We start from the raw sequence: 25,650 nt of genomic DNA on the forward strand, positions 1-25,650 counted from the left end.
CTCGTTTAATCACCCATTTCGACGAACCGCCCACCAATCCCGGCATAAGCGACACTCCCGGCTATACGGTCGCTCCATGGCAGCCGAGACCGACTTCGAGACGGGCGTCGACACCCACGTCGCCCCCGCCCTCGACACCGACGTCGACACCGACATCGACACCGACGTCGACATCGACACCCTCACCGGCTGGGGCCGCACCGCCCCCACCCACGCGCGCGTGATCCGCCCGCGTACGTACGACGAGGCCGCAGCCGCCGTCCGCGCGTGCGGCGCCCGCGGGTCGATCGCACGCGGCCTCGGCCGGGCCTACGGAGACGCCGCCCAGAACGCCGGCGGGTCCGTGCTCGACATGACCGCACTCGCCCGGATCCGCGCCGTCGACGCCGAGGCCGGGCTCGTGGTCTGCGACGCCGGCGTCAGCCTGCACCACCTGATGGAGGTGCTGCTGCCGCTCGGCTGGTTCGTGCCGGTCACCCCCGGCACCCGCTACGTCACCGTCGGCGGGGCCGTCGGCGCCGACATCCACGGCAAGAACCACCACGTCTCCGGCTCCTTCTCGCGCCACGTCGTCTCCCTCGACCTGCTCACCGCCGACGGCCGGGTCCACACCGTCGGCCCCGGCACGCCGCTCTTCGACGCCACCGCCGGCGGCATGGGCCTGACCGGCGTGATCCTCTCCGTCACGCTCCGGCTGCTGCCCGTCGAGACCTCGCTGATGTCCGTCGACACCGAACGGGCCACCGACCTCGACGACCTGATGGCCCGGCTGACCGCCACCGATCACCGCTACCGCTACTCCGTGGCGTGGATCGACCTGCTCGCCCGCGGCGCCTCGACCGGCCGCGCCGTCCTCACCCGCGGCGACCACGCCCCGTACGACGCGCTGCCGGTACGGGCCCGGCGCGCCCGCCGCGCGCCCCTGGCCTTCCGGACCGGACAGCTGCCGCCCGCGCCCGCGTACGTCCCGGAGGGACTGCTCGGCCGCACCACGGTCGGTCTCTTCAACGAGCTCTGGTACCGCAAGGCGCCGCGCCGTTCCACCGGTCGGCTCCAGCGGCTCTCCTCCTTCTTCCACCCGCTCGACGGCGTGCCGCACTGGAACCGGGTGTACGGGCGCGGCGGCTTCGTGCAGTACCAGTTCGTCGTCGGCCACGGGCAGGAGGAGACACTACGCCGCGTCGTGCGCCGGATCGCGACCCGCGGCTGTCCGTCCTTCCTCGCCGTCCTCAAGCGCTTCGGCGAGGCCGATCCCGGCTGGCTTTCCTTCCCGCTGCCCGGCTGGACCCTCGCGCTCGACATCCCGGCCTCGCTCAGCGGGCTCGGCGCCTTCCTCGACGAACTGGACGAGGAGGTCGTCGCGGCGGGCGGGCGGGTGTACCTCGCCAAGGACTCGCGGCTGCGGCCGGACCTGCTCGCGGCGATGTACCCGAGGCTCGACGACTTCCGCGAGCTGCGCGCCGCCCTCGACCCGCACTCGGTGTTCATGTCGGACCTCGCCCGCCGCCTCGCCCTCTGATCCCCGTCCCCTGCCGTCCCCCGCCGTCCCTCACCCGCCTCATCCGCCTCCCGCGGCCCCCGTCCCGTCCCCGTCCTCTCCCGTCCTCCCCCCGTCCTCTCCCGTCCTCCCCCCGTCCTCCCCCCCGTCCTCTCCCCTCCGCTGTCGTCCCCTCCGACCTCTCCCCGTCCCGCTCCCTCCCTGGAGGCTGAACGCCATGAAGGACGCCTTCGGCGCACCCCAGTCCCTGCTCGTTCTCGGCGGCACCTCCGAGATCGGCCTGGCCACCGCCCGCCGGCTGATCAGCCGGCGTACCCGTACGGTGTGGCTGGCCGGCCGCCCCTCCCCCGCCCTCACCGCCGCGGCCGACTCGCTGCGCGCGCTCGGCGCGGAGGTGCGCACCGTCCCGTTCGACGCGCTGGACACCGAGGCGCACGAGGAGCGGCTCGGCAAGATCTTCACCGAGGGCGACATCGACATGGTGCTGCTCGCCTTCGGCGTCCTCGGCGACCAGGTGCGCGACGAGTCCGATCCGCTCGCGGCCGTACGGGTCGCCCAGACGAACTACACCGGTGCCGTATCGGCCGGTCTGGTCTGTGCCCAGGCCCTTCAGGCGCAGGGCCACGGCTCGCTGGTGGTGCTGTCGTCGGTAGCGGGCGAGCGGGCCCGGCGGGCGAACTTCATCTACGGCTCGTCGAAGGCCGGGCTGGACGCCTTCGCGCAGGGACTCGGGGACGCGATGCACGGCACGGGCGTGCACGTGATGGTGGTCAGGCCCGGGTTCGTCCGCACCCGCATGACCGCGGGCCGGGAGGAGGCGCCGCTCGCGACCACGCCGGAGGCCGTCGCGACGGCGATCGAGCTGGGGCTGCGGCGCCGCTCGGAGACGGTGTGGGTGCCGGGCGCGCTGCGGGTGGTGATGTCGGCGCTGCGGCACGTGCCGCGACCGCTGTTCCGGCGCCTCCCGGTGTGACCTGCCGTACGGGCGCGGCTCCGGGTCGCGGTCCGGGTCCGGGTGTCCGGGGTCCGAGTCCGGGGCCGGGTGTCCGGCTCTCCCGGTTCAGACCGCCGGTGTGGTGGCCGGCGCGTCGACCGGGCTGCCGCCCTGCGCCGGGACCGCCGTGACGGTCCGGCCGCTGCCGAACTCGTAGTCGTACAGCTTGCGCCACACCTCGTCCGCGCCCTGCTCGTACAGCGCGAAGGAACGGCAGGTCCACGTCGCCTCGTAGCCGGAGAGCTCCTCGAAGGCGCGGTCCATCGCCTCGTCGGCGATGCCGTGGGCGACGGTGACGTGCGGGTGGTACGGGAACTGCAGCTCGCGCGGGACGGGGCCGGCCGCGTCGCGGATCCGCTGCTGGAGCCGGTCGCAGCCGGCGGCGCCCTCGACGAGCTTCACGAAGACGACGGGAGAGAGCGGCCGGAAGGTGCCGGTGCCGTCGAGCCGCATCGTGAAGGGGTCGCTGAGCGCGGCGATGCCGGCGAGGTGCGCCTCGATCTCCGGCAGCCGCTCCTCGTCGACCTCGGTCGGCGGGAGCAGCGTGACGTGGGTCGGGATGCCGTACGCGGCGGGATCCCCGAAGCCCGCGCGCCGCTCCTGGAGCAGGCTGCCGTGAGGCTCCGGGACCGCGATCGAAACGCCGAGCGTTACGGTCCCCACGTCGTTCTCCTCCGTCGTGCGTCGTCCGTCGTGCGTGGAAATGTGTGTGGTGGTGCAGCCGCCAGTGTGCGGCCTGCACCACCGTTTGGGCCAGAGTCCTCGGACCTGGTGCCGGGCCGGTGTCCGGCTCAGTGCTTGGCGGGCAGGAAGCCGATCCGCTCGTAGGTCTGCGCCAGCGTCTCGGCGGCGACCGCGCGGGCCTTCTCCGCGCCCTTGGCCAGCACGGAGTCCAACGTCTCCGGGTCGTCCAGGTACTCCTGGGTGCGGGTCCGGAACGGCGTGACGAAGTCCACCATGACCTCGGCCAGGTCGGTCTTCAGGGCGCCGTACATCTTGCCCTCGTAGCTCTTCTCGAGGTCGGCGACCGACGTGTCGGTGAGCACGGACATGATCGTGAGCAGGTTGGAGACGCCGGCTTTGTTCTCCGGGTCGAAGCGGATGACCGTGTCGGTGTCGGTGACGGCGCTCTTGACCTTCTTCGCGGTGGTCTTCGGCTCGTCGAGGAGGTTGATCAGACCCTTGGGGGTGGACGCCGACTTGCTCATCTTGACCGACGGGTCCTGCAGGTCGTAGATCTTGGCCGTCTCCTTGAGGATGTACGGCGCCGGGATCGTGAAGGTCTCGCCGAAGCGGCCGTTGAAGCGCTCCGCGAGGTCGCGGGTCAGCTCGATGTGCTGGCGCTGGTCCTCGCCGACCGGGACCTGGTGGGCCTGGTAGAGCAGGATGTCGGCGACCTGGAGGATCGGGTACGTGAAGAGGCCGACCGTGGCGCGGTCGGCGCCCTGCTTCGCGGACTTGTCCTTGAACTGGGTCATGCGGGAGGCCTCGCCGAAGCCGGTGAGGCAGTTCATGACCCAGCCGAGCTGGGCGTGCTCGGGCACGTGGCTCTGGACGAAGAGGGTGCAGCGCTCCGGGTCGAGGCCGGCGGCGAGCAGCTGGGCGGCGGCGAGCCGGGTGTTGGCGCGCAGCTCGGCCGGGTCCTGCGGGACCGTGATCGCGTGCAGGTCCACGACCATGTAGAAGGCGTCGTGGGACTCCTGCAGCGCGACCCACTGACGGACGGCGCCGAGGTAGTTGCCGAGGTGGAACGAGCCTGCGGTGGGCTGGATTCCGGAGAGCACACGAGGTCGATCAGAGGCCATGCTCATCATTCTCTCAGGTGTGGGAACCGATCCCGGACTGCCGGTGTATCAGAGATGTGAGGACGAGGGAGGGGACCCGGGAGGGGGGCCGAGTCGTCGTCGACGAGGGGGCCGTGATCGCACGGGTGCGCGCCGGAGAGCCGGAGGCGTACGCGGAGCTGGTTCGCGCCCACACCGGGGTCGCGCTGCGGGCCGCGGTGGCCTGCGGGGCGGGCGCGGACGCCGAGGACGTCGTGCAGCAGGCGTTCTTCAAGGCGTATCGCTCGCTGGGCGCCTTCAGGGACGGGTCGGCGTTCCGGCCGTGGCTGCTCAGCATCGTGGCCAATGAGACGAGGAACACACTGCGCTCGGCGGGTCGGCAGCGGGCCGTGGCCGGGCGGGAGGCGGAGCTGCTCGCGGGCGAGCCGCTGATACCGGAGGGCGCGGATCCGGCGGTGGCGCTGGAGGAGGACGAGCGGCGCAGACGCCTGCTCGTGGCGCTCGAAGCGCTGGGCGAGGAGCAGCGCGCGGTGGTGGTGCACCGCTATCTGCTGGAGCTGGACGAGGCGGAGACGGCCGAGGCCCTCGGCTGGCCGCGCGGGACGGTGAAGTCCCGGCTGAGCCGGGCGCTGAAGAGGCTGGGGACGGTGCTGAAGGGAGGTGAGGAGCATGGCTGAGTCGAAGCGGGAGCTGGAGGAGGAGCTGCGGGAGCTCGGGCGGGCGTTGAGGGTGCCCGATGTCGACGGGCCGACGATGGCCGAGCGGGTGCTGGCCCAGCTCCTGGCCGAGCGGGTGCCGGCACCGGCACCCCCGCCGCCGCCTGACCGGTGGGCGTGGCTGCGGCGCTGGTGGAAGGCGCTGGTGGCCTCGGTCTCGGGGCTGTTGATGGTCGTGGTGCTCACTCCTCCGGTGCGGGCGACGGTGGTGGAGTGGCTGGGCTTCGGCGGGGTCGCGGTGCGGTACGAGCCGGGGGCGCCGCCCGCGCCCGGCGCGGTGGCCGGGGTGCCGGGCTGCCGGAACCCGGTGCCGCTCGCCGAGGCAGGGCGCAGAGCGGGCTTCATGCCGCTGATACCCGGGGCGCTCGGGGAGCCGGACGCGGCGACGGTGACGGGCGTCCCGCCGCGGGGCGTGATCGGCCTGTGCTGGCGGACGGCGGAGGGCCGCGCGGTCCGGCTGGACGAGTTCCCGGCGCGGCTGGACGTCGGCTTCGGCAAGCAGGTGCGGGTGCCGCCGGAGTGGGTGGCGCTGCCGGACGGCACGGAGGCCTACTGGTTCGCCCGGCCGCATCTGCTGACCTTCCCGATGACGGACTCCGCCGGCTCGGGCTGGACCCCGTCGGTCCGGCCGGCGGGCCCCACGCTGCTCTGGACGAGAAGCGGGGGCGCCCTCACCCTCCGCCTGGAGGGCGTGACCGACCGGACGGAGGCGATACGCATCGCCGCGTCCGTCCGGTAAGGGCCGGACGGAGGCGGCGGGGGCCGGGGCTGGCCAGGGCGGGGCTGGGCCAAGGCCGGGGGCCGGGAGCCGGGCCGGGCCAAGGCCGGGGCAAGGCCGGGGCCGGGCCAAGGCCGGGGCCGGGCCGGGCCAAGGCAGGGGCCGGGGGGCCGGGCCGGAAGGTCGCCGGCCGGGGCCGGAGGGTCGCCGACCGGGCCGGAGGGGCGCCGGCCGGCGTGGCCGGGCAGGTCAGGTCGGGAGGCCGGGGGCCGGGAAGGCGGACATCAGGTCGGCGACCTCCGCGCGGATCACCGCGAGGGCGTCCTCGTCGCCCTTGCCGGCGGCGGTGACACCGCGGTCGATCCAGTCGGCGACCTGGGGCATGTGGGAGACGTCCAGGCCGCGGGAGGTGAGGGAGGGGGTGCCGATGCGGACGCCGGAGGGGTCGAAGGGCTTTCGGGGGTCGTAGGGGACGGTGTTGTAGTTGACGACGATCCCGGCCCGGTCGAGGGCCTTCGCGGCGACCTTGCCGGGGACCTCCTTCGGAGTGAGGTCCATGAGGATCAGGTGGTTGTCGGTGCCGCCGGACACCAGGTCGAAGCCGCGGGCCAGCAGGGCCTCGGCGAGGGCCTTGGCGTTGGCGACGACCGCGTGTGCGTAGTCACGGAAGGAGGGCTGGGCCGCCTCGCGCAGGGCCACGGCGATGGCGGCGGTGGTCTGGTTGTGCGGGCCGCCCTGGAGACCGGGGAAGACGGCCTTGTCGAGGGCCTTGGCGTGCTGCTCGCGGGACATCAGCATGGCGCCGCGCGGGCCGCGGAGGGTCTTGTGCGTGGTCGTGGAGATCACGTCCACGTGCGGCACGGGCGACGGGTGGGCGCCGCCGGCGATCAGGCCGGCGATGTGGGCGACGTCGGCGACGAGCACGGCGCCTGCCTCGCGGGCGATCTCGCCGAAGGCGGCGAAGTCGATGGTGCGGGGCAGCGCGGTGCCGCCGCAGAAGATGACCTTCGGGCGTCCGGCGAGGGCGAGTTCGCGGACCTGGTCGAAGTCGATGAGGCCGGTGTCCTGGCGCACGCCGTACTGCACGCCGCGGAACCAGGTGCCGGTGGCGGAGACGCCCCAGCCGTGGGTGAGGTGGCCGCCCATGGGCAGGGCCATGCCCATCACGGTGTCGCCGGGCTCGGCGAAGGCGAGGTAGACGGCGAGGTTGGCCGGGGAGCCGGAGTACGGCTGGACGTTGGCGTGGTCGACGCCGAAGAGGGCCTTGGCGCGCTCGATGGCGAGGCTCTCGACCTGGTCGATGTTCTGCTGGCCCTCGTAGTAGCGGCGGCCCGGGTAGCCCTCGCTGTACTTGTTCTGCAGGACGGTGCCGGAGGCCTCGAGGACGGCGGCGGAGACGTAGTTCTCGCTCGGGATGAGCCGGAGCGTCTCGGCCTGGAGCCGCTCCTCGGCGCCGACGAGGGCGGCGAGCTCGGGGTCGGCGGCGGCGAGTGCCGGGTGGTGGGCGGGAAGGTTCATGGCGTTCGTTCCTCCGGGCAGGAGGTCCCGGTGCGGGTGCCGCGCGGCGCCACACGGGACCTGACGGTTCCGTGGTGCCCAGGCGAGCGGCACCTCGTGTGGTCTGCCGCGCACGGTTCCCCCGGGGTCGCTTCCCCGTGCGCCAGTCGCCGTGCGTGTTCCCAGACTAGCGGGCGCGCCGTCACGGCAGGTTTCCCGGTCCGGCATGTGAGCGACGATAAGAAAAGGGAGCCACACCCTCCCCAGCCGCAGGACGAACGGAGATCCCGTGTCGAAGACGCAAGACGAGATCGCTGCCGCGGACGCGCACAGCGCCCACAACTACCACCCGCTTCCCCTGGTCGTCGCCACCGCCGAGGGGGCGTGGATGACCGATGTCGAGGGGCGCCGCTTCCTCGACATGCTCGCCGGTTACTCGGCGCTCAACTTCGGTCATGGCAACCGGCGTCTGCTGGACGCCGCGCGGGCGCAGCTGGACCGGGTGACGCTCACCTCGCGGGCCTTCCACCACGACCGGTTCGGGGAGTTCTGCACGCGCCTGGCCGAGCTGTGCGGCAAGGAGATGGTGCTGCCGATGAACACGGGCGCGGAGGCCGTGGAGACGGCGGTGAAGACCGCGCGGAAGTGGGGCTACGAGGTGAAGGGCGTGCCGGACGGGCACGCGAAGATCGTGGTCGCGGGGAACAACTTCCACGGCCGGACGACGACGATCGTCAGCTTCTCCACGGACCACGAGGCGCGCGACCACTACGGCCCGTACACGCCGGGCTTCGAGATCGTGCCGTACGGCGATCTGACGGCACTGGAGACGGCGGTCACGGAGAACACGGTGGCCGTGCTCCTGGAGCCGATCCAGGGTGAGGCGGGTGTCCTCGTCCCGCCGCCCGGCTATCTGCGGGGGGTGCGGGAGCTGACGGCGCGGCGGAACGTGCTGTTCATGGCGGACGAGATCCAGTCGGGCCTGGGACGCACGGGCAAGACCTTCGCGTGCGAGCACGAGGACGTGGTGCCCGACGTCTACGTTCTCGGCAAGGCGCTGGGCGGCGGTGTGGTGCCGGTGTCGGCGGTGGTCGCGGACCGGGACGTCCTCGGGGTGTTCCGGCCGGGCGAGCACGGCTCGACGTTCGGCGGCAATCCGCTGGCCTGTGCGGTGGCCCTCGAGGTGATCGCGATGCTGCGGACGGGCGAGTACCAGCAACGGGCGGCGGAGCTGGGCGAGCACCTGCACGCGGAGCTGAAGCTGCTGGTGGGCGGCGGCGCGGTGGAGGAGGTGCGCGGGCGGGGCCTGTGGGCGGGCGTCGACATCGCGGCCTCGAAGGGCACGGGGCGGCAGATCTCGGAGCGGCTGATGGAGCGGGGTGTGCTGGTGAAGGACACCCACGGGTCGACGATCCGGATCGCGCCGCCACTGGTGATCTCGAAGGAGGATCTGGACTGGGGGCTCGAGCAGTTGCGGGCGGTGCTGACGGAGGAGTGACGGCCGGCCGGCGCGCGACCGACCGGCGCGCGCCGCCCGGGTCCGCCAGCCGTGTGCGGCGGGTGGTGCGCGTGGGCCGTGCCCGGCGGGCCGTGTGTGGCCGTGCCCGGGCGGGCCGTTCCCGGCTGCCGCGCCCGGCTGCCGTGTCCGGGAGGTCCGCCTCCGCCGACCACGAGCGCGGTCCGGGTGCGCCAACCCGGTGCGCCGGCCGTGCCCGGGCGGGCCGTGCGCGCGCCGTGCCTGGCTGCCGCGCCGGGGCGGTCCGCGTGCGCCGGCCAGGAGCGCGGGCCGCGACCGCGCGGGCCCAGTGGGCCCCCTGGCCCGTACTGGACCCGCGCCGGGGCCGGGAGGTGGATGCCGGGGCTGGGGGGGGTGGTTGCGCCGGGGCCGGGAGGTGGATGCGCCGGGTCCGGTTCGCGGGCAACTCGAGCCGTTGACACGGGAGTTGGTCTAGGCCAATGTTGCGGCCATGTCGAGACCCCGTCTGCGCCGCGCCCTGCGCGGTGCGCTCGCCGCACTCGTCCCGCTCGCGCTGCTCGGCGCGTTCTCCGGCTCCGCCCATGCCGCCCCCGCGGCGGCGTGGCCCGAGCCCGTGCCGGTCGTCTCCCGTGTCGAGACCGCCGACCCGGTCGTCTTCATCACCGTCGACGACGGCTGGAACCACGACCCCGGCGCCGCGAGACTCCTGCTCGACCGCAGGGTGCCCGCCTCGCTGTTCCTGCTGCCGGGCGCGTACTCGTACGACTCCGGCTACTTCCACGGCCTGCTCGACCAGGGGCGATCCCGGGTCGAGAACCACACCGTCAGTCACCCGGACCTCACCACGCTCGACGCCGCGGGGCAGAAGGCCGAGGTCTGCGGGGCGCGCGAGGCACACCTCGCCGAGTTCGGGGACGGGCCGCGGCTGCTGCGCCCGCCGTACGGCGCGTACGACGCGACGACCCGGACGACCGCGCGGGCCTGCGGGGCGAAGGCCCTGGTGACGTGGACGTACGACCTGACCACCTGGGGTGCGGATCCCGTCCCGATGCCCCGGCTGAAGGCGGGCGACATCGTGCTGCTGCACTTCAACGGCACCGTCGAGCAGGACCTCCGCCGCGTCCTGGACGCGGCCGAGGCGGCCGGTCTGAAGCCCGCGCCCCTCAGGGACTACGTCACAGAATGACGTGCGGGACGAAGCGGGCGTACTCGTCCGTGACGAGTCCCGCCGACTCCCGGATCCCGAGCCCCGCCGACTCGTCGCCGACGGTCCAGGCACCGAGCACCACGCGGTTGCCGTCGAAGTCGGGCAGCGGGGCCAGTTCCTGGTAGACGCAGGGCTCCTCGCGCGCCAACGGCGCCGCGCCCGGCTCGTGCAGGGTCACGCCCGCGCCCTCGCGGCCGAGCAGCGGCTTGCAGACGTAGCCGGGGCCGCCGGCGGCGGCGAGTTCGCGCGGGCCGTCCAGGTAGGCCGGCAGCAGGTTCGGGTGGCCCGGGTACAGCTCCCAGAGGATCGCCAGGAGGGCCTTGTTGGAGAGGAGCATCTTCCAGGCGGGTTCGATCCAGCAGGTGGTGCCGGTGCCGCCGCCGTTGTCGAGGGTGTCCAGGACGTGCGGGCCGAAGCGGTCCGTGGTGAGCCACTCCCACGGGTAGAGCTTGAAGCACGCGCGGATGAAGCGGAGCCGGTCGTCGACGAAGCGTCCGGAGATGCGGTCCCAGCCGATCCGCTCGACGGAGAGCGCCTCCGTGGCGAGCCCGGCCTGCTGGGCGGTCTCGCGCAGGTACGCGACCGTCATCAGGTCCTCGCCGAGTTCGTCGCCGTCGGAGTGGACGAAGTGCACCGGGCTGCCGGGCGGCAGCAGATGGGCCTGCCGCTTCCAGGCGTCGACGAGCCGCTCGTGGAGCGAGTTCCACTGGTCGGCGCCGGGGAAGCGCTCCTCCATCCAGAACCACTGCGGGCTCGCGGCCTCCACCAGGGAGGTGGGGGTGTCGGCGTTGTACTCCAGCATCTTGGCCGGGCCCGTACCGTCGTAGCGCAGGTCGAAGCGGGCGTAGACGGTGGGGAGTTCGGCCCGGCGGCGCCAGGACTCGGCGACCCGGGCGGCGAGCCGGGGATCGGTGATGCCGAGCTCGGCGAAACGGTCCTTCTCGACGATGTGCGCCGCGGCCGCGAGGCACATGGCGTGCAGTTCCTCGACGACCTCCTCCAGCGCCTCGACCTCGGGCAGGCTGAAGGAGTAGTAGGCGCTCTCGTCCCAGTAGGGGCGCAGCGAACCGTCGGGATAGCGGGTCAGGGGGTAGATCAGGCCCTGCTCCTCTACGGTCTGCTGCCAGCCGGGGCGGGGCTCGATGGTATGGCGCTCCACGGCCGGATCAGCCGCCGGAGGAGGAGTGGTGGCCGCCGAAGCCGCCGCTGTCGACCGCGGACTTGTCGAAGCTGCCGCCGCTGACCTTGCCGTTGCTGGACGAGCCGCCGTAGTAGTAGCGGCCGTTGGAGCTGCTGCTGCTTCCGCTGCTGCCGTCGCCGTCGCACTTGTAGTCCGGCAGCTCCTTGTACGTCACCGGGTCGACGCAGCGCCGGTCGGGCTCCGAGGAGCAGGCGGTGAGTGTGGCCGCGAGCATGCCCACTCCACCGAGTACCACCGTGGTCGACCGCAGTCTGCGCATGACCCTGTCCTCCCCTGTTGCCCCTGTTCTCCGGACGGGGCGGCGGCCGCGCCCGGTTGCGATCGCACAGTGTAGGCCCGGCGTGAACGCCCGTCCGATCCCCGTCGCACTAGAGTCCCTTTCGTGCTTCTTGGGATGATGTGCGCACTCGGATCCGCCGTCTGCTTCGGGGCCGCCTCGGTCTTCCAGGCGCTCGGCGCCAGGGCCGCCGAGCCCGGCACGGGCAGCGGGGTCGACGTGGCGCTGCTGTGGCGGGCCCTGCGGCAGTGGCGTTACGTCGCCGGGCTCGGCATGGACGGGCTCGGTTTCGTGCTCCAGATCGTCGCGCTGCGGACGCTGCCGATCTACGCGGTCGGGGCCTCCCTCGCGGCCAGTCTCGCCGTCACGGCGGTGATCGCCTCGCGCATGCTGAAGGTGCGGCTCAGCCGTGTGGAGTGGGCTGCGGTCGCGGTGGTGTGCCTCGGGCTCGCGATGCTGGCGCTCGCCTCCGGCAGGGAGGGCCACGACAGTCCCGGTGCCGTGCTGGAGTGGGGGCTGCTCGCCGCGGCCTTCGGGGTGCTGCTCGTCGGGGCGGCGGCCGGCCGGCTCCCGGAGCGGCCGCGGGCCCTGACCCTCGGCCTCGCGGGCGGTTTCGGCTTCGGCGTGGTGGAGGTCGCCGTACGGCTGATCGACTCGGTCGACCTCACGGAGCCCGCCCTGTACGCCCTCCTCGTCGGCGGCGGTAGCGCCTTCCTGCTCTACACCTCCGCCCTGCAGCGCGGCTCGGTCACCACCGCGACCGCCGGCCTGGTCCTCGGCGAGACCATCGGCCCCGCGCTGGCGGGCGTCGTCTGGCTCGGCGACCGCACCCGCGAGGGCCTCGGCTGGCTCGCCCTGCTCGGCTTCGCCGTCGCGGTCGCGGGCTCACTGACCCTGGCCCGCTTCGGCGAGGCCCCGGCCGTGGAGCGGGCGGACGCGGAACTCCGGGGCTGAGCAGGGCCGAACGGGCCCGAGCCGGGCCGTGGCCGAAGCCGTCGCCGTCGCCGTCGGCACGGCCGAGGCCGCCGGCCCGAGCCGCCCGAGCCGGGCCGTGCGACGGGCCGGGACCACGCCAACGGCCCTACAGCCCAGCGGCTCCACGGCCCTACAGCCCAACGGCCCTACGGCCCTACGGCAGCACCCTGCACAACGCGTCCAGCGCGCCCGACCACGCGCTGTCCGTCGGGGTGCCGTAGCCGACGACGAGGGCGTCGCGGGTGCGGGGGACGGTCTCGTGCCGGAAGCGGTTGATGCCGTCCAGGGCAAGGCCCTGGAAGGCCGCGGCGCGGATCACCGACTCCTCGGTGCCCTCGGGGAGTTCGAGGACGGCGTGCAGCCCGGCAGCGATGCCGCTGACGCGGGTTCCGGGCGAGGAGCCGGCGACCGCCGCGACCAACTGGTCGCGCCGCCGCCGGTAGCGCAGCCGCATGGCCCGGACGTGCCGGTCGTACGCGCCGGAGGCGAGGAACTCGGCGAAGGTCAGCTGGTCGGTGACTCCCGACATCCAGTCGACCACGCCCTTGGCCGCCGCGACCTCGTCGACCAGGTGTTCCGGCAGCACCATCCACGCGAGCCGCAGACCGGGCGCGAGGGACTTGCTCGCGGTGCCGAGGTAGACCACCCGCTCCGGGTCCAGTCCCTGAAGGGCGCCGACGGGCTGGCGGTCGTAGCGGAACTCCCCGTCGTAGTCGTCCTCCAGGATCAGACCGCCGGAGGCCCGCGCCCAGTCGACGGCGGCCGCCCGCCGGTCGGGCCGGAGGGCGCCGCCCGTCGGGAACTGGTGGGCGGGCGTCATCAGGACGCCGCCGACCTCGCCCAGCGCGCCCGACCCCAGCTCCTCGGTCCGGGTGCCGCGTTCGTCGAAGGGCAGGGCCGGCATCCGGATGCCCTGGCGGCCGAGCAGGTCCCAGTGGACGTCGAGGCCGTACGACTCCACGGCCATCTCGCGCACCCCGCGGTCCCGCATCACCTGGCCCATGAGCATCAGGCCGTGCACGAACCCCGAGCAGACCACGATCCGTTCCGGCCGCGCGTGGACACCACGCGCCCGCGCCAGGTACTCGGCGAGGACCGTGCGCAGTTCGATCCGGCCGCGCGGATCGCCGTAGCCGAAGGCCTCGTGGGGCGCCGCCATGAGCGCCTTGCGGGCCGCCCTGAGCCACTCGGCGCGCGGGAAGGAGCCGACGTCGGGCGTGCCGGGCCGGAGGCTGTACGCGGGCTTCCCCGCCGCCGGTGTGACGGCCGCGGCGCCGCCCGACGGGGCCGCGCGGCGCGCCGCCGGCCGGGGCACCGAGCGCGGGGCCACCCGGGTCCCGGAGCCCTGACGTGCGGTCAGCCAGCCCTCGGCGACCAGCTCCGCGTACGCGTCGGCGACGGTGTTGCGGGCGACGCCCAGGTCGACGGCGAGCGAACGCGAGGACGGCAGCCGGGTCCCGGCCGCCAGCCGCCCGCTGCGCACGGCCTCCCGCAGCGCGTTCATCAGTCCGTCGCGCAGGCCGTGCCCGCGCAGTTCCAGGTGCAGGTCGGCGCCGAAAGTGGCCCATTCATCCGCCATGGAAATGGACCATACCCGGGCGCCATCCCGACCGTACGGTCGTCGGCATGACCACCACCACGACCGCCGCCCCGCAGGACCCGGCCCAGGCCGCCCGCGCCCCCGAGCAGCCGCCCCGGCTCGCCTTCGCCGAGCGGCACCCCGAGTTCTACAAGGCCATGATCGGCCTGGAGATCGCCGCGTCGAAGCACGTGGACCCGACGCTGTACGAGCTGGTCAAGATCCGCGCCTCGCAGATCAACAACTGCGCCTTCTGCCTGGACATGCACACCAAGGACGCGCTCGCGGCCGGGGAGAGCGTCGAGCGGATCGTGCAGCTGTCCGCCTGGCGCGAGTCGCGGCACTTCTACACCGAGCGCGAGCTGGCCGCCCTCGCCCTGACCGAGGCGGTCACCGTGCTCACCGACGGCTTCGTGCCCGACGAGGTGTACGCGGAGGCCGCCCGCCACTTCGACGAGACCGGGCTGGCGCACCTCGTCGGCGCGATCGTGACGATCAACGCCTGGAACCGGATCGCCGTGACCTGCCGCTTCACGCCGGGCCACCACACGCCCGGCGCGTACAAGCGATGAGCGCGGACCTCACCGGACCCGCCGGCGGCCCCTCACGCGTCGACGCCCTGCGCGCCCTGCACCTCGGCCGGCCCGCCGGGCGTCCGCTGGTCCTGCCGGGGCCGTGGGACCCGGCCTCGGCGCGGGTCTTCGAGGAGGCCGGGTTTCCGGCTCTGGCCACGCCCAGCGCGGCGATCGACGCGGCGCTCGGGAACCCGGACGGCACCACCCCGCCGGAGGAGATGCTGGCGGCCGTGGCGCGGATCGCGCGGGCCGTGTCCGTGCCGGTCAGCGCCGACCTGGAGGACGGCTACGGGCTCCCGGCCGACGAGCTCGTGGCGCGGGTCCTGGAGACCGGCGCCGTCGGGCTGAACCTGGAGGACTCCGACCGCTCCGGCCACCGGCTGCGGGACCCGCGCGAGCAGGCCGAACGGCTCGCGGCGGTACGGGCGGCGGCCGGGCCCGCGCTCTTCGTCAACGCCCGCGTCGACACGTACCTCCACGGCGGGACCGCCGAGGAGGCCGCCGAGCGCGCCGTGCTCTACCGGGCGGCGGGCGCGGACTGCGTCTTCCCGGTCCTCGCGCCGCCCGAGGACCTGCCCCGGCTGAGGGCGGCGGGCGTCGAGGGTCCGCTCAACTTCCTTGCCCGGCCGGGCGACCCGTCGTTCGCCGAGCTCGGCCGGCTGGGCGCCACGCGGATCACCTTCGGCCCGGGCCTGCTCCGCCGCACGCTCGCGCACCTCGCGGACCTGAGCGCCGGCCTGGCGGCGGAGACGGCCTGAGGACGACACAGCGTCAGGACGACACGACGGTGCCCCCGGCCGGAGCGGCCGGGGGCACCGTCACGTCACGGGTGCTGCTCTCAGATGAGGCCGAGCTCGCGGACCGCGTCGCGCTCCTCCGACAGCTCCTTGACGGAGGCGTCGATGCGGGCGCGGGAGAACTCGTTGATGTCCAGGCCCTGGACGATCTCGTACTTGCCGTCCTTGCAGGTGACCGGGAAGGAGGAGATCAGGCCCTCCGGGACGCCGTAGGAGCCGTCGGACGGGACGCCCATGGAGGTCCAGTCGCCCTCGGCGGTGCCGTTGACCCAGGTGTACACGTGGTCGATGGCGGCGTTGGCGGCGGACGCGGCGGAGGACGCGCCACGGGCGTCGATGATCGCGGCGCCGCGCTTGGCGACGGTCGGGATGAACGTGTCGGCCAGCCACGCCTGGTCGTTCACGACGTCGGCGGCGTTCTTGCCGGCGATCTCCGCGTGGAAGATGTCCGGGTACTGGGTCGCGGAGTGGTTGCCCCAGATGGTGAGGCGCTTGATGTCCGTGACCGAGGAGCCGGTCTTCTGGGCCAGCTGCGTCAGGGCGCGGTTGTGGTCCAGGCGGGTCATGGCGGTGAAGCGCTCGGCCGGGACGCCCTTGGCGTTGGCCTGGGCGATCAGGGCGTTGGTGTTGGCCGGGTTGCCGACGACGAGGACCTTGATGTCGTCCGCGGCGTGGGCGGCGATGGCCTCGCCCTGCGGCTTGAAGATGCCGCCGTTGGCGGCGAGCAGGTCGCCGCGCTCCATGCCCGGGCCACGCGGGCGGGCGCCGACGAGGAGGCCGATGTTGGCGCCCTCGAAGCCCTTGTTCGGGTCGTCGAAGATGTCGATGCCCTTGAGCAGCGGGAAGGCGCAGTCGTCGAGCTCCATGGCGGTGCCCTCGGCGGCCTTGACGCCCTGCGGGATCTCGAGGAGGCGCAGCTTGACCGGCACGTCCGCGCCGAGCAGGTGGCCGGAGGCGATGCGGAACAGCAGCGCGTAGCCGATCTGGCCGGCCGCGCCGGTCACGGTGACATTCACGGGAGTGCGGGTCATGGCGATCTCCGTAAGACAGCTGGCGGTGGGGTTTCCCTTGCCCCTGAGGAGGCCCCGGAGGCTGGACGTCCCTTCGTGATCGATCGATGTCTCGACGTGAAGAGATATCCGGCGTCAGGCTATCGGACCCGGGCCCCCGCGCACCTCCACCCCCTTGTGGTGCGGCTCACTGCCACCCGGGTACCGGACACGTAGCGGAATGGTCACCTCCGTCACCTCCGTGCCACAACGGCCCGGCGGACCTTGAACCGACGTTGGCACGTACATGACCCTTGATCGCAGCGGCGCCCGTCCTCCCACGGGGGAGAGGGCGGGCGCCGTCACCGTTTCGGGTGACCCACGGATCCCGGGCGACCGATGGACCGGAGCTTCAGGCCCCCGTCACCGGCGCTTCAGGCCCCGTCAGGTGACCGTCAGATGGAGGATGTCCTCCAGGAACGGGATTCGCAGCCAGGGCTCCGGCTGCACCATGAGCGCGAGCAGCACGATGAGCCCGCCCATCACGCCGTACGTGATCATGTCCGTGAAGCGCGAGCGCACCGCGAGCATCCCGACCGAGGGCATCGTCCGGCGCAGCACCGCGCCGGTCAGCAGCGCGGCCCCGACGAGCAGCGTGCCGATCCGGAACGCCTGCGGGAACAGGTCCGTGCCGACGATCAGCAGTCCGAGCACGGCCATGCCGAGCACGGTGAGCAGCGGCCACTGGCGCGCGGGCGCCGACGCGTCGCCGGGCGCCGCCCGGCCGCCGCCCTCGGGCCGGGCGGTCGTGGTGGTGAGCTTCGCCCGGGGGTGCCGGCGCGATGCCGTGCCGCCACCGCCCCCCTCGCCGGGCTCCTCCGGGGTCTCCGGGTCGCCGGAGGCGTCGGAGGAGGACACGGTCAGCGGACCCCGGCCGCGCGCTCGGCGGCCTCGACGACGTTGACGAGGAGCTGGGCGCGGGTCATCGGGCCGACACCGCCGGGGTTCGGGGAGATCCAGCCGGCCACCTCGGCGACACCGGGGTGCACGTCGCCGACGATCTTGCCCTCGTCGTTGCGGGAGACGCCGACGTCGAGCACGGCCGCGCCCGGCTTCACGTCCTCCGGCTTGATGAGGTGCGGCACACCGGCCGCCGCGACGATGATGTCCGCGCGCCGCAGGTGGGCCGCGAGGTCCTTGGTGCCGGTGTGGCACTGCGTCACGGTGGCGTTCTCGGAGCGGCGGGTGAGCAGCAGCGGCATCGGGCGCCCGATGGTGACGCCGCGGCCGACGACCACGACCTCGGCGCCCTTGATCTCCACGCCGTGCTCGCGCAGCAGCTGGATGATGCCGTACGGGGTGCAGGGCAGCGGGGCGGGCTCGTTCAGGACCAGCCGGCCGAGGTTCATCGGGTGCAGACCGTCGGCGTCCTTGGCCGGATCCATCAGCTCCAGGATGCGGTTCTCGTCGATGCCCTTGGGCAGCGGCAGCTGGACGATGTAGCCGGTGCACGCCGGGTCCTCGTTGAGCTCCCGGACGACCGCCTCGATCTCCTCCTGGGTGGCGGTGGCGGGCAGTTCGCGCTGGATGGAGGCGATGCCGACCTGGGCGCAGTCGCGGTGCTTGCCGGCGACGTACTTCTGGCTGCCCGGGTCGTCGCCGACCAGGATCGTGCCGAGACCGGGCGTGACGCCCCGCTCCTTGAGGGCCGCCACACGGGCGGTCAGATCGGACTTGATCGCGGCTGCGGTGGCCTTGCCATCGAGAATCTGGGCGCTCATGCGGCCATCCTCCCGGATGACCCCCGCCGGATTCCAATTCGGAACCGGAGATTGCACTTGCACAACTGCGCTGCCTATCGACTGGACAAGATGTGGACGTTCTGACCACGATGATCTGCGCAGTGCCGCGAGCAGTGCCGGGGGGCAAAACCGCTCATACGTCGTGAAACACGTGGTGACATCTCCTCCGCGCAGGGCCGCGTCGTCCCCGCACAGGAACCAACGGAGGAGTCTCCCGATGAGCTTCGGCGACCCGAACAACCCCTACGGCCAGCAGCAGGGGCAGCAGCCCGGCTACGGCTACCCCCAGCAGGCCCCGCAGGGCGTCCCGCCGCAGCAGGGCTACGGCTACCCGGCCGCCCCGGCGTACGGCGGCTACCCGGCCGGCCCGACCGAGATGCCGGGCGGCCTGAAGGCGGCCCGCGTGATGCTCTTCGTCATCGGCGGCCTCCAGGTCATCGGTGCGATCTTCGCCGCCCTCGCCGCCGTCGGCGTCTCCGCCGCGAAGAACGACCCGGCCCTGAAGGACGACGTGCAGTTCCAGCAGGTCGCCGACTGGTCGGCCGGCGCCGTCTGGGCGGTCGCGCTGCTGATCCTGGCCTGGGGCGTCCTGTCCATCGTGCTCGGCGCGAAGTTCGGCTCGGGCGGCAACGGCGTCCGCGTCACCGCGATCGTCTTCGGCGTCATCACGGCCGTGCTCGGCATCTACCCGTTCGTCGTGGTCGGCCTCGCGCACACCGTGATGGCGATCCTGGTCGTCGTCTTCGCGGCGAAGTCGGACGGCGCGGCCTGGTTCAACCGCCAGCGCCAGCAGTTCTGACACGGGCGGCGCACCGAGCAGTACGCGCAAGGGGCCGGGTTCCGACGGGACCCGGCCCCTTCCGCATGCGGGCGCGTGCGCTCCGCTCCGTCACTGCCGCTTCAGCACCACGAACTGCCCCGCCTGCTCGGTCACCGCGTACCGCGCCTCCGGGTGCAGCTGGGCGGCGAGCCCGACCGGGTCGGCGACCGGCTGGGACCAGCCCGAGTTGAGGTCGAAGGCCAGGTAGTCCGGGTTCACGCCCTGCGCGCCGCCGACCCAGTAGACGGTGTGGTCGCCGGTCAGGTGGGCCATCAGCGTCACGTTGGTCTCCACGCTGCTGCCCTCCGGCACCGCCGCCACCGCGCGCCGCGCGTCCAGCGTGCGGGCGTCCGTGCGGTAGGTCTCGGGCCGGGTCAGCTCGCGCAGCGGCATGTCCAGGGCATGCACGAGCGCGACCGCCGTGGCGACGGGGACGGCGACCTTCCCGTACGCCACGAGCCAGGGCCGCGGCGAGGTCCGCACCTCGCGGACGGCGTCGACCAGGGCCAGGAAGACCACCGGCATGAGGATCGCGCTGTAGTGCCAGAACATGCCCCAGTGGTTGGGGTCGTGGGAGAGGAAGCGCCAGGCGAGGGTCGGCAGCACGAGCAGCATCAGCGGGGAGCGCAGGCAGAGGAAGCCGGTGACGGCGACGAGGAAGAGGAGCATCTCCCACTTCTCGCCGTGCTGGAAGGCGCCGAGCACGGAGTCCAGGAAGGACACCTCGGCGCCGTCCCCGCCCTTCTCGATCTTGGCCCAGTAGTCGTACTGGCCGACCCGGCTCGCCGCCGGGATGAGCACGAGCACCGTCAGCGCGAAGAAGGCCGCCCCGAAGCCGGCGAGGGCCGCGCCGAGCCGCTTCTGGCCCTTCACGAAGAGGACCGCGCCGACCATGGCGACGGTCAGGCCCATGTCCTCCTTGACGAGGACCAGCGGCACGGACCAGCCGACCACCGCGTTCCAGCGGCCGAGCAGCAGGGCCCGGCAGGCCAGGGCGAGCAGCGGGACCGCGAAGGCGATCTCGTGGAAGTCGGACTTCACCGCCTCCTGGAGGCCCCAGGACAGCCCGTACGCCACGGTCAGGGAGATGCCGGCGGCCCGGCTGCCGAGCACCTGCTGCGCGGTGCGGCCGACCACGACCGCGGAGCCGGCGAACAGCGCCGCCTGGGCGAGGAGCAGGGCGAGCGGGGAGGACCACACCCAGTAGAGCGGCGCGAGGAGCGCCGTCACCGGGCTGAAGTGGTCCCCGAGTATGAGGAAGCCGGGGCCCTTGATGTCGACGATCGGCGCGCGCAGCTCCGCGTAGGCGCGGACGGACTGCTCGAAGATCCCGAGGTCCCACGAGGGCGTGCGGAAGCGCGAGTACTGCACCCAGGAGTACAGGAAGTACAGGGCGCCGAGGACGGTCGCGACGATCGCGTACGGCAGCGCGGGCGCCGGCGCGAGGCCGCCGTCCGGCGCGTCGCCGACGGCCTCCGGGGCGGAGGGCTCCGCCGCGGAACTGCTCTGCACATCCAACACCGCGCCCCCATGGACCAGCCGCCGACAAAAGAGCAACCCATTAGAACAGAGTCCACTCGACCGGCGGAATCGCCGGCGTCACGTCCGGCCGCCGCACGCGGAGGGCCCGCCGGCACGCATCGCGTACCGGCGGGCCCTCCGTCCGTCCGAGCGGCTGGGCTCAGTGGAAGAAGTGGCGCGTCCCGGTGAAGTACATCGTCACGCCCGCCTTCTTCGCCGCCTCGACGACCTGCTCGTCGCGGACCGACCCGCCCGGCTGCACGACCGCCTTCACGCCCGCGGCCGTGAGGATCTCCAGACCGTCGGGGAAGGGGAAGAAGGCGTCCGACGCGGCGTACGAGCCGCGGGCGCGCTCCTCGCCGGCCCGCTCGACGGCCAGCTTGGCGGAGTCGACGCGGTTGACCTGGCCCATGCCGACGCCGACCGAGGCGCCGTCCTTGGCGAGCAGGATCGCGTTGGACTTGACCGCGCGGCAGGCCTTCCAGGCGAAGGACAGCTCGGCCAGCTCATCGGCCGAGAGGGCCTCGCCGGTCGCGAGGGTCCAGTTCGCCGGGTCGTCGCCGTCGGCCTGGAGGCGGTCGGTGACCTGGAGCAGGGCGCCGCCGTCGATCGGCTTGACCTCGACCGGGTTGGCCGGGGCGCCTTCGGCGCGCAGCACGCGGATGTTCTTCTTCTTCGCGAGGATCTCGACCGCGCCGTCCTCGTAGCCGGGGGCCACGATGACCTCGGTGAAGATCTCGGCGACCTGCTCGGCCATCTCCACGGAGACCGGACGGTTGACGGCGATGACGCCGCCGAACGCGGACAGCGGGTCGCAGGCGTGGGCCTTGCGGTGCGCCTCGGCGACGTCGGCGCCGACCGCGATGCCGCACGGATTGGCGTGCTTGATGATCGCGACGCAGGGCTCGGCGTGGTCGTACGCGGCCCGGCGCGCGGCGTCGGTGTCCGTGTAGTTGTTGTACGACATCTCCTTGCCGTGCAGCTGCTCGGCCTCGGCGAGGCCGCCAGTGCCGTCGACGTAGAGCGCGGCGCCCTGGTGCGGGTTCTCGCCGTAGCGCAGCACGTTCTTGCGCTCGTACGTGGCGCCCAGGAAGCCGGGGAAGCCCGAGTCGTCGGCCGCCGCGTAGTCGTCGGCGAACCAGCCGGCCACTGCGACGTCGTAGGCGGCGGTGTGCCGGAAGGCCTCGGCGGCGAGCCGCTTGCGGGCGGTCAGGTCGAAGCCTCCGGCCCGGACGGCGGCAAGGACGTCCGCGTACCGCTCGGGGCTGGTGACGATGGCGACCGACGGGTGGTTCTTGGCCGCGGCGCGGACCATCGACGGGCCGCCGATGTCGATCTGCTCGACGCACTCGTCCGGCGTGGCGCCGGAGGCGACGGTCTCGCGGAACGGGTACAGGTTCACGACGACGAGGTCGAAGGGCTCGACGCCCAGCTCGGCCAGCTGCTCGCGGTGCGACTCGAGGCGCAGGTCGGCGAGGATGCCGGCGTGCACGCGCGGGTGCAGGGTCTTGACGCGGCCGTCCAGGCACTCGGGGAAGCCGGTCAGCTCCTCGACCTTGGTGACCGGGACGCCGGCCGCGGCGATCTTCGACGCGGTGGAGCCGGTGGAGACCAGCTCGACCCCGGCCTCGTGCAGACCGCGGGCCAGCTCCTCCAGGCCCGTCTTGTCGTAGACGCTGACCAGCGCGCGGCGGATGGGCTTAACGGTGTCCGTGTTCACCGACATGAACCTTTCGTCCCTCAATGCTGTAGCCGTTGCGGGCGAGGCGCCCCACGACCTCGACGAGCAGCGAGCGCTCGACTTCCTTGATGCGCTCGTGGAGCGCGGCCTCATCGTCCTCGTCCCGCACCTCGACCACGCCCTGGGCGATGATCGGGCCGGTGTCGACACCGTCGTCGACGAAGTGGACGGTGCACCCGGTCACCTTCGCCCCGTAGGCGAGGGCGTCGCGCACGCCGTGCGCGCCGGGAAAACTGGGGAGGAGCGCCGGGTGGGTGTTGACGACCCGGCCGCCGAAGCGGGCGAGGAACTCCTTGCCGACGATCTTCATGAACCCGGCCGAGACGACGAGATCGGGCTCGTACGCGGCGGTGGCCTCGGTCAGCGCGCGGTCCCACTCGTCGCGGCTCGCGTGGTCCTTGACGCGGCACACGAAGGTGGGGAGCCCGGCGCGCTCGGCCCGCTCGAGACCGGCGATGCCCTCGCGGTCGGCGCCGACGGCGACGACCTCGGCGCCGTAGCCCTCGGGGTCGGCGGCGATCGCGTCGAGCAGGGCCTGGAGGTTCGTGCCGGAGCCGGAGACCAGGACGACGAGGCGGGCGGCAGCCACTGGGTCACTCTTTCCGTGGTGTTTGTGCGGTCGTACGAACGAATCGCATCCCTGGATACGGGGAACCCTACGAAGGGTCCGACCGTCAGCAACGATACCGGCACACGGGAAGGCCCCCACGGGACGGGGGCGGGACCGGGGGGTAGCGTCAGGGTCCGACGACACGCCACACCAGCGCCGCGCCACAGTCCCACCCGCGCACACAGACAGAGGGAAGACGTCCAGCACATGCCGGATCGCCAGTCCACGAACGACAGCAACCCTTTCGCTCCGCCGCCGGAGGGGCAGCCGGACCAGCCGTGGCAGCCGCGGCTCCCGGAGGGCTCCCAGGGTTCCGACGACGGTTCGGGCTCGGGCCCGGGCTGGAGCAGCAGTCAGCCGGGCCGGTCCTCCGACGGCTTCGGCGGCCGCCCCGAGCGGTCCGGCGGCCAGGGCGGCGGCGCGGGCGGACCGGGCGGCGGGCCCGACGGCGGGCAGGGCCCCGGGCTCCGCTGGGACCCGACCGACCCGGCCCAGCGGCGCGCGCGGTACGCGGTGCTCTCGGGCATGTGGGCCTTCTTCTTCGCCTTCTTCGTGCAGGAGGTCGCGCTGCTGCTCGGCGCCCTCGGCGCGTACTGGGCGATCAGCGCCCTGCGCATGCGGACGAAGGTGCCGGAGGGCCCGGAGGGTGCCGCGGCTCCTGACGGGGCCGCCGGTCCGCCGTCGCCGGCGCAGGTGGTGGCCGCGGCGACCGCGAACCGCGCCAAGCAGACGGCGGCGATCAGCGGTCTGGTCGCGTCCACGCTGGCCCTGATGATCGTCGCGAGCGGTTTCCTGGTGCACCTGGTCTACCGCGACTTCTACGAGTGCCGGGCCGACGCCCTGACCAAGGAAGCCCAGCTGTCCTGCAACGACCTGCTGCCGAAGCCGCTCCAGGACACGCTCGGCGTGCGGGAGTAGTCACTCCGGATCCGCACCGGGGGGCCGGACGGGCGCCGCTGCCGGCGGCTCGGGTGCCGGCATCCCGCGGGGAGGCGCCGGTGCCGAGGGCTCGGGGCCGGACGGCTTCGGGGCGGGCGCCGGGGCCGGGGATTCCGGGGCCGGGGACTTGGGGGGCGAGGGCTGCGGGGTCGAAGACTTCGGGGCCGAGGACTTCGGATTCGGGGACTTCGGAGTCGGGGACTTCGGGGTCAAGGGCTCCGGGAGAGGCGGCCCCGTGGGAGCCTTCCCCGCCGGTGGTTCCCAGGCCGGTGGTTCCCAGGCCGCCGGCAGGAAGCCGTAACCCTCCTCCCCCGCGTCGTCGTCCAGCGCGTCGAGCGCCTCCAGGGCGTCGAGCGCGGCGAGGGCTCCCGCGCTGCTCCCCCGCGCGCCGTCCGGGGCCGCCGTGGCACCGGACTCCGGCGGCCGCTCCGCATCCGCCCCGCCGGGCGCGGGCACGGTCGGCGGTACGTGCGCGGGCGCGCTCCCGAACACGGCCCCGGACCCGGGACCGGACCCGTGTACGGCCCCGGGCGCCTTCCCAGGACCGGATCCCGGCACGGCCCCGAGAAGGGACCCGGGCGCCGGGGACGACGCCAGGGCCGCCGCCGCGGCCGCCCGTTCCGTCGCCTCGCGTGCCGCGCGGCGGCCCCAGGCCCGTACCGCGAAAGCGGCCGGAACTCCCACGACCGCGCACCACAGCACCGCCGCCCCGCCCGTCTGCCACCACACCGGGCCGAAGACCGCGAGCCGCCCCGAGCCCAGCGGGCCGCCGGCCAGGGCCGACAGGACGGCGACGGCCGCCCCGCACACCCAGGACGCGCCCAGCGCGGTCAGCGCCGTCTCCCGCCCCGACCGGTCACGGGACGCCAGGCCCACCCGGCGGCCGAGCACCAGCGCCGCGACGGCCGGGACCGCGGCCGCCGCCCAGTGCGGCCACCGGCCGGGCCCCTCGCCGGGCAGCGCCGCGAGCAGCGGGAAGTCCGGCACGGCCGGAGTGCCGGTGAAACCGAGCGGGGTCACCAGGGCGCCCGTACCGAGCGAGAAGCCGGGGCCGAGCCCGTAGGCCAGTCCCCAGACGACGGCGTTCGGCAGCAGCGCGAGGACGAGCAGCGCGACGGACGCCCGCCCCGACCACTCCCCCGCGAGCCCGTCGAAGGACGCCTGGGCCTCGCCCACGTGCCAGAACAGCGAGGCCGCCGCGAGCAGCGCGCCGCCCGCGAGGAGCACGACCAGGGCGCGGCCGGCGGCACGCAGGGCGACCTCGTACCGCTCGCGCTCCGGCAGTGGCCGGCCCTGGGCCGTCCAGACGCCCGAGCCCGCCGCGGCGAGGACGGTGACGGGCGTCCAGGCACCCGTGGCGATCAGGTCCGCGGGCAGCGTCCCGGCCTCCGTGTAGACCACGACCGCGGCCGCGACCAGCAGGTACCCGCCGGCGACGGCGGCCACCGCACCGAGCGGTGAGGGCGCCGGGCCGCCGTCCTCGTCGAGGGTGTCCCGGGCCGCCCGGTGCGCGAGCCACAGCGGCAGGGCGGTGATCAGCAGCGGCGTGACGCCGAGCGGGGCGGGGACGCCGGAGACGGTGCCGGTGCGGATCAGGTCCGCGCCGTGGGCGAGCAGCCACAGACCGGCGGCGGTGTGCAGGGCGCCGCCGGGGCCGCTGTCCGGGAACGGGGAGGCGATCCACGCCGCGATCACGAGCACGGCGAGCGCACCGAGACCGAGGCCCGCCGCGACGGCGCCGCGCACGAAGGCGGTGGCCAGGGGCGCGGCGGAAGCGCGGCCCTGGACCGGTGCGTCGGGCACCGCGGGCGGGCGCTGCTCGGTCACGTACGTCACGGAGGCCATGCTGCCAGCGACACGCGGTTTGCCCGCGTAACAGGCGAATGGCCGTTGTGTCGCTCAAGATACGTTTATGTACTTTTCCGCCCGGAGC

24 protein-coding genes and 1 riboswitch are annotated in these 25,650 nt (G+C 73.7%); of the genes, 11 read left to right on the top strand and 13 right to left on the bottom strand.

Annotated features, from left to right (window positions below; genetic code table 11):
- The first annotated feature begins 76 nt into the window (after positions 1-76).
- Together ACFWJO_RS20930 and ACFWJO_RS20935 are read left to right on the top strand one after the other, a co-directional pair.
- A complete protein-coding gene (locus ACFWJO_RS20930) occupies positions 77-1,519 on the top strand; it encodes an FAD-binding protein (RefSeq protein WP_386867164.1) in 1,443 nt (480 codons plus the stop codon).
- 196 nt (positions 1,520-1,715) lie between these two features.
- Positions 1,716-2,471 (top strand): decaprenylphospho-beta-D-erythro-pentofuranosid-2-ulose 2-reductase, encoded by a 756-nt coding sequence (locus ACFWJO_RS20935; protein ID WP_386867166.1) that lies wholly within the window; start codon positions 1,716-1,718, stop codon positions 2,469-2,471.
- Positions 2,472-2,558: 87 nt separating this feature from the next.
- On the opposite strand, the gene ACFWJO_RS20940 is transcribed toward ACFWJO_RS20935, so the two are convergent.
- Positions 2,559-3,155, bottom strand: coding sequence for a 2'-5' RNA ligase family protein (locus ACFWJO_RS20940; RefSeq protein ID WP_386867168.1), 597 nt, complete (start codon positions 3,153-3,155; stop codon positions 2,559-2,561).
- 128 nt (positions 3,156-3,283) lie between these two features.
- Positions 3,284-4,297, bottom strand: coding sequence for a tryptophan--tRNA ligase (trpS, locus tag ACFWJO_RS20945; protein WP_384417688.1), 1,014 nt, complete (start codon positions 4,295-4,297; stop codon positions 3,284-3,286).
- 56 nt (positions 4,298-4,353) lie between these two features.
- Between trpS and ACFWJO_RS20950 the strand changes: the two genes are divergently transcribed.
- The gene (locus ACFWJO_RS20950) at positions 4,354-4,953 is read left to right on the top strand and encodes an RNA polymerase sigma factor (RefSeq protein WP_386867171.1); all 600 of its coding nucleotides are present in this window, start codon (positions 4,354-4,356) and stop codon (positions 4,951-4,953) included.
- A complete protein-coding gene (locus tag ACFWJO_RS20955) occupies positions 4,946-5,731 on the top strand; it encodes a hypothetical protein (protein WP_386867173.1) in 786 nt (261 codons plus the stop codon). Before ACFWJO_RS20950 ends, ACFWJO_RS20955 begins: the two co-directional genes overlap by 8 nt.
- Before the next feature lie 228 nt (positions 5,732-5,959).
- On the opposite strand, the gene glyA is transcribed toward ACFWJO_RS20955, so the two are convergent.
- Positions 5,960-7,228, bottom strand: coding sequence for a serine hydroxymethyltransferase (gene glyA, locus ACFWJO_RS20960; RefSeq protein ID WP_386867175.1), 1,269 nt, complete (start codon positions 7,226-7,228; stop codon positions 5,960-5,962).
- Positions 7,229-7,297: 69 nt separating this feature from the next.
- A riboswitch (ZMP/ZTP riboswitch) is annotated at positions 7,298-7,388 on the bottom strand.
- Positions 7,389-7,496: 108 nt separating this feature from the next.
- Between glyA and rocD the strand changes: the two genes are divergently transcribed.
- Both rocD and ACFWJO_RS20970 read left to right on the top strand, forming a co-directional pair.
- On the top strand, positions 7,497-8,705 hold the full coding sequence (gene rocD / locus ACFWJO_RS20965; protein ID WP_386867177.1) for an ornithine--oxo-acid transaminase: 1,209 nt from the start codon (positions 7,497-7,499) through the stop codon (positions 8,703-8,705).
- 469 nt (positions 8,706-9,174) lie between these two features.
- Positions 9,175-9,870 (top strand): polysaccharide deacetylase family protein, encoded by a 696-nt coding sequence (locus tag ACFWJO_RS20970; RefSeq protein ID WP_386867179.1) that lies wholly within the window; start codon positions 9,175-9,177, stop codon positions 9,868-9,870.
- Here ACFWJO_RS20970 and ACFWJO_RS20975 read toward each other — a convergent pair.
- Complete coding sequence (locus ACFWJO_RS20975; RefSeq protein WP_386867181.1) at positions 9,860-11,050, bottom strand: glutathionylspermidine synthase family protein; 1,191 nt, start codon at positions 11,048-11,050, stop codon at positions 9,860-9,862. The two genes, ACFWJO_RS20970 and ACFWJO_RS20975, sit on opposite strands and share 11 nt — an antisense overlap.
- 7 nt (positions 11,051-11,057) lie before the next feature.
- Entirely contained in the window at positions 11,058-11,351 is a 294-nt protein-coding gene (locus tag ACFWJO_RS20980; RefSeq protein WP_386867183.1) for a hypothetical protein, read from the bottom strand.
- A 135-nt stretch (positions 11,352-11,486) separates the two neighbouring features.
- On the opposite strand from ACFWJO_RS20980, the gene ACFWJO_RS20985 reads away from it, so the two are divergent.
- The gene (locus ACFWJO_RS20985; RefSeq protein WP_386867260.1) at positions 11,487-12,323 is read left to right on the top strand and encodes a hypothetical protein; all 837 of its coding nucleotides are present in this window, start codon (positions 11,487-11,489) and stop codon (positions 12,321-12,323) included.
- Between the two features lie 175 nt (positions 12,324-12,498).
- On the opposite strand, the gene ACFWJO_RS20990 is transcribed toward ACFWJO_RS20985, so the two are convergent.
- Positions 12,499-13,923 (bottom strand): PLP-dependent aminotransferase family protein, encoded by a 1,425-nt coding sequence (locus ACFWJO_RS20990; RefSeq protein WP_386867185.1) that lies wholly within the window; start codon positions 13,921-13,923, stop codon positions 12,499-12,501.
- A gap of 47 nt (positions 13,924-13,970) precedes the next feature.
- Here ACFWJO_RS20990 and ACFWJO_RS20995 point away from each other — a divergent pair, with 47 nt between their 5' ends.
- A complete protein-coding gene (locus ACFWJO_RS20995) occupies positions 13,971-14,495 on the top strand; it encodes a carboxymuconolactone decarboxylase family protein (protein ID WP_386867187.1) in 525 nt (174 codons plus the stop codon).
- Positions 14,492-15,256, top strand: coding sequence for an isocitrate lyase/phosphoenolpyruvate mutase family protein (locus tag ACFWJO_RS21000; RefSeq protein WP_386867189.1), 765 nt, complete (start codon positions 14,492-14,494; stop codon positions 15,254-15,256). Before ACFWJO_RS20995 ends, ACFWJO_RS21000 begins: the two co-directional genes overlap by 4 nt.
- Positions 15,257-15,336: 80 nt before the next feature.
- Here ACFWJO_RS21000 and ACFWJO_RS21005 read toward each other — a convergent pair whose 3' ends face one another.
- From ACFWJO_RS21005 to ACFWJO_RS21015, 3 genes are all read right to left on the bottom strand, one after another.
- Positions 15,337-16,326, bottom strand: a complete 990-nt coding sequence (locus ACFWJO_RS21005) for a malate dehydrogenase (protein ID WP_386867191.1) — start codon at positions 16,324-16,326, stop codon at positions 15,337-15,339.
- 402 nt (positions 16,327-16,728) lie between these two features.
- A complete protein-coding gene (locus ACFWJO_RS21010) occupies positions 16,729-17,304 on the bottom strand; it encodes a DUF3017 domain-containing protein (protein ID WP_386867262.1) in 576 nt (191 codons plus the stop codon).
- Positions 17,205-18,065, bottom strand: a complete 861-nt coding sequence (locus ACFWJO_RS21015; protein WP_386867193.1) for a bifunctional methylenetetrahydrofolate dehydrogenase/methenyltetrahydrofolate cyclohydrolase — start codon at positions 18,063-18,065, stop codon at positions 17,205-17,207. The genes ACFWJO_RS21010 and ACFWJO_RS21015 overlap by 100 nt, the downstream gene beginning before the upstream one ends.
- A gap of 238 nt (positions 18,066-18,303) precedes the next feature.
- Between ACFWJO_RS21015 and ACFWJO_RS21020 the strand changes: the two genes are divergently transcribed.
- Complete coding sequence (locus ACFWJO_RS21020; RefSeq protein ID WP_386867195.1) at positions 18,304-18,885, top strand: hypothetical protein; 582 nt, start codon at positions 18,304-18,306, stop codon at positions 18,883-18,885.
- Positions 18,886-18,975: 90 nt separating this feature from the next.
- Here the strand turns inward: ACFWJO_RS21020 and ACFWJO_RS21025 are convergent, their stop codons facing one another.
- The 3 genes from ACFWJO_RS21025 to purN all read right to left on the bottom strand — a co-directional run bounded on the left by ACFWJO_RS21025 (position 18,976) and on the right by purN (position 22,757).
- Positions 18,976-20,427 (bottom strand): DUF2079 domain-containing protein, encoded by a 1,452-nt coding sequence (locus tag ACFWJO_RS21025; RefSeq protein WP_386867197.1) that lies wholly within the window; start codon positions 20,425-20,427, stop codon positions 18,976-18,978.
- A gap of 160 nt (positions 20,428-20,587) precedes the next feature.
- On the bottom strand, positions 20,588-22,153 hold the full coding sequence (gene purH / locus ACFWJO_RS21030) for a bifunctional phosphoribosylaminoimidazolecarboxamide formyltransferase/IMP cyclohydrolase (protein WP_386867199.1): 1,566 nt from the start codon (positions 22,151-22,153) through the stop codon (positions 20,588-20,590).
- Positions 22,128-22,757, bottom strand: a complete 630-nt coding sequence (purN, locus tag ACFWJO_RS21035; RefSeq protein ID WP_384422880.1) for a phosphoribosylglycinamide formyltransferase — start codon at positions 22,755-22,757, stop codon at positions 22,128-22,130. Before purN ends, purH begins: the two co-directional genes overlap by 26 nt.
- A 228-nt stretch (positions 22,758-22,985) precedes the next feature.
- On the opposite strand from purN, the gene ACFWJO_RS21040 reads away from it, so the two are divergent.
- Positions 22,986-23,696: a hypothetical protein gene (locus ACFWJO_RS21040; RefSeq protein WP_386867202.1), complete on the top strand. Its 711-nt coding sequence runs from the start codon at positions 22,986-22,988 to the stop codon at positions 23,694-23,696.
- Here the strand turns inward: ACFWJO_RS21040 and ACFWJO_RS21045 are convergent, their stop codons facing one another.
- Entirely contained in the window at positions 23,697-25,553 is a 1,857-nt protein-coding gene (locus ACFWJO_RS21045; protein WP_386867204.1) for a DUF6350 family protein, read from the bottom strand.
- Positions 25,554-25,650 lie beyond the last annotated feature (97 nt).

Source organism: Streptomyces sp. NPDC127092, from assembly GCF_042722475.1.
In the GTDB taxonomy this organism is placed as follows: Bacteria; Actinomycetota; Actinomycetes; order Streptomycetales; family Streptomycetaceae; genus Streptomyces.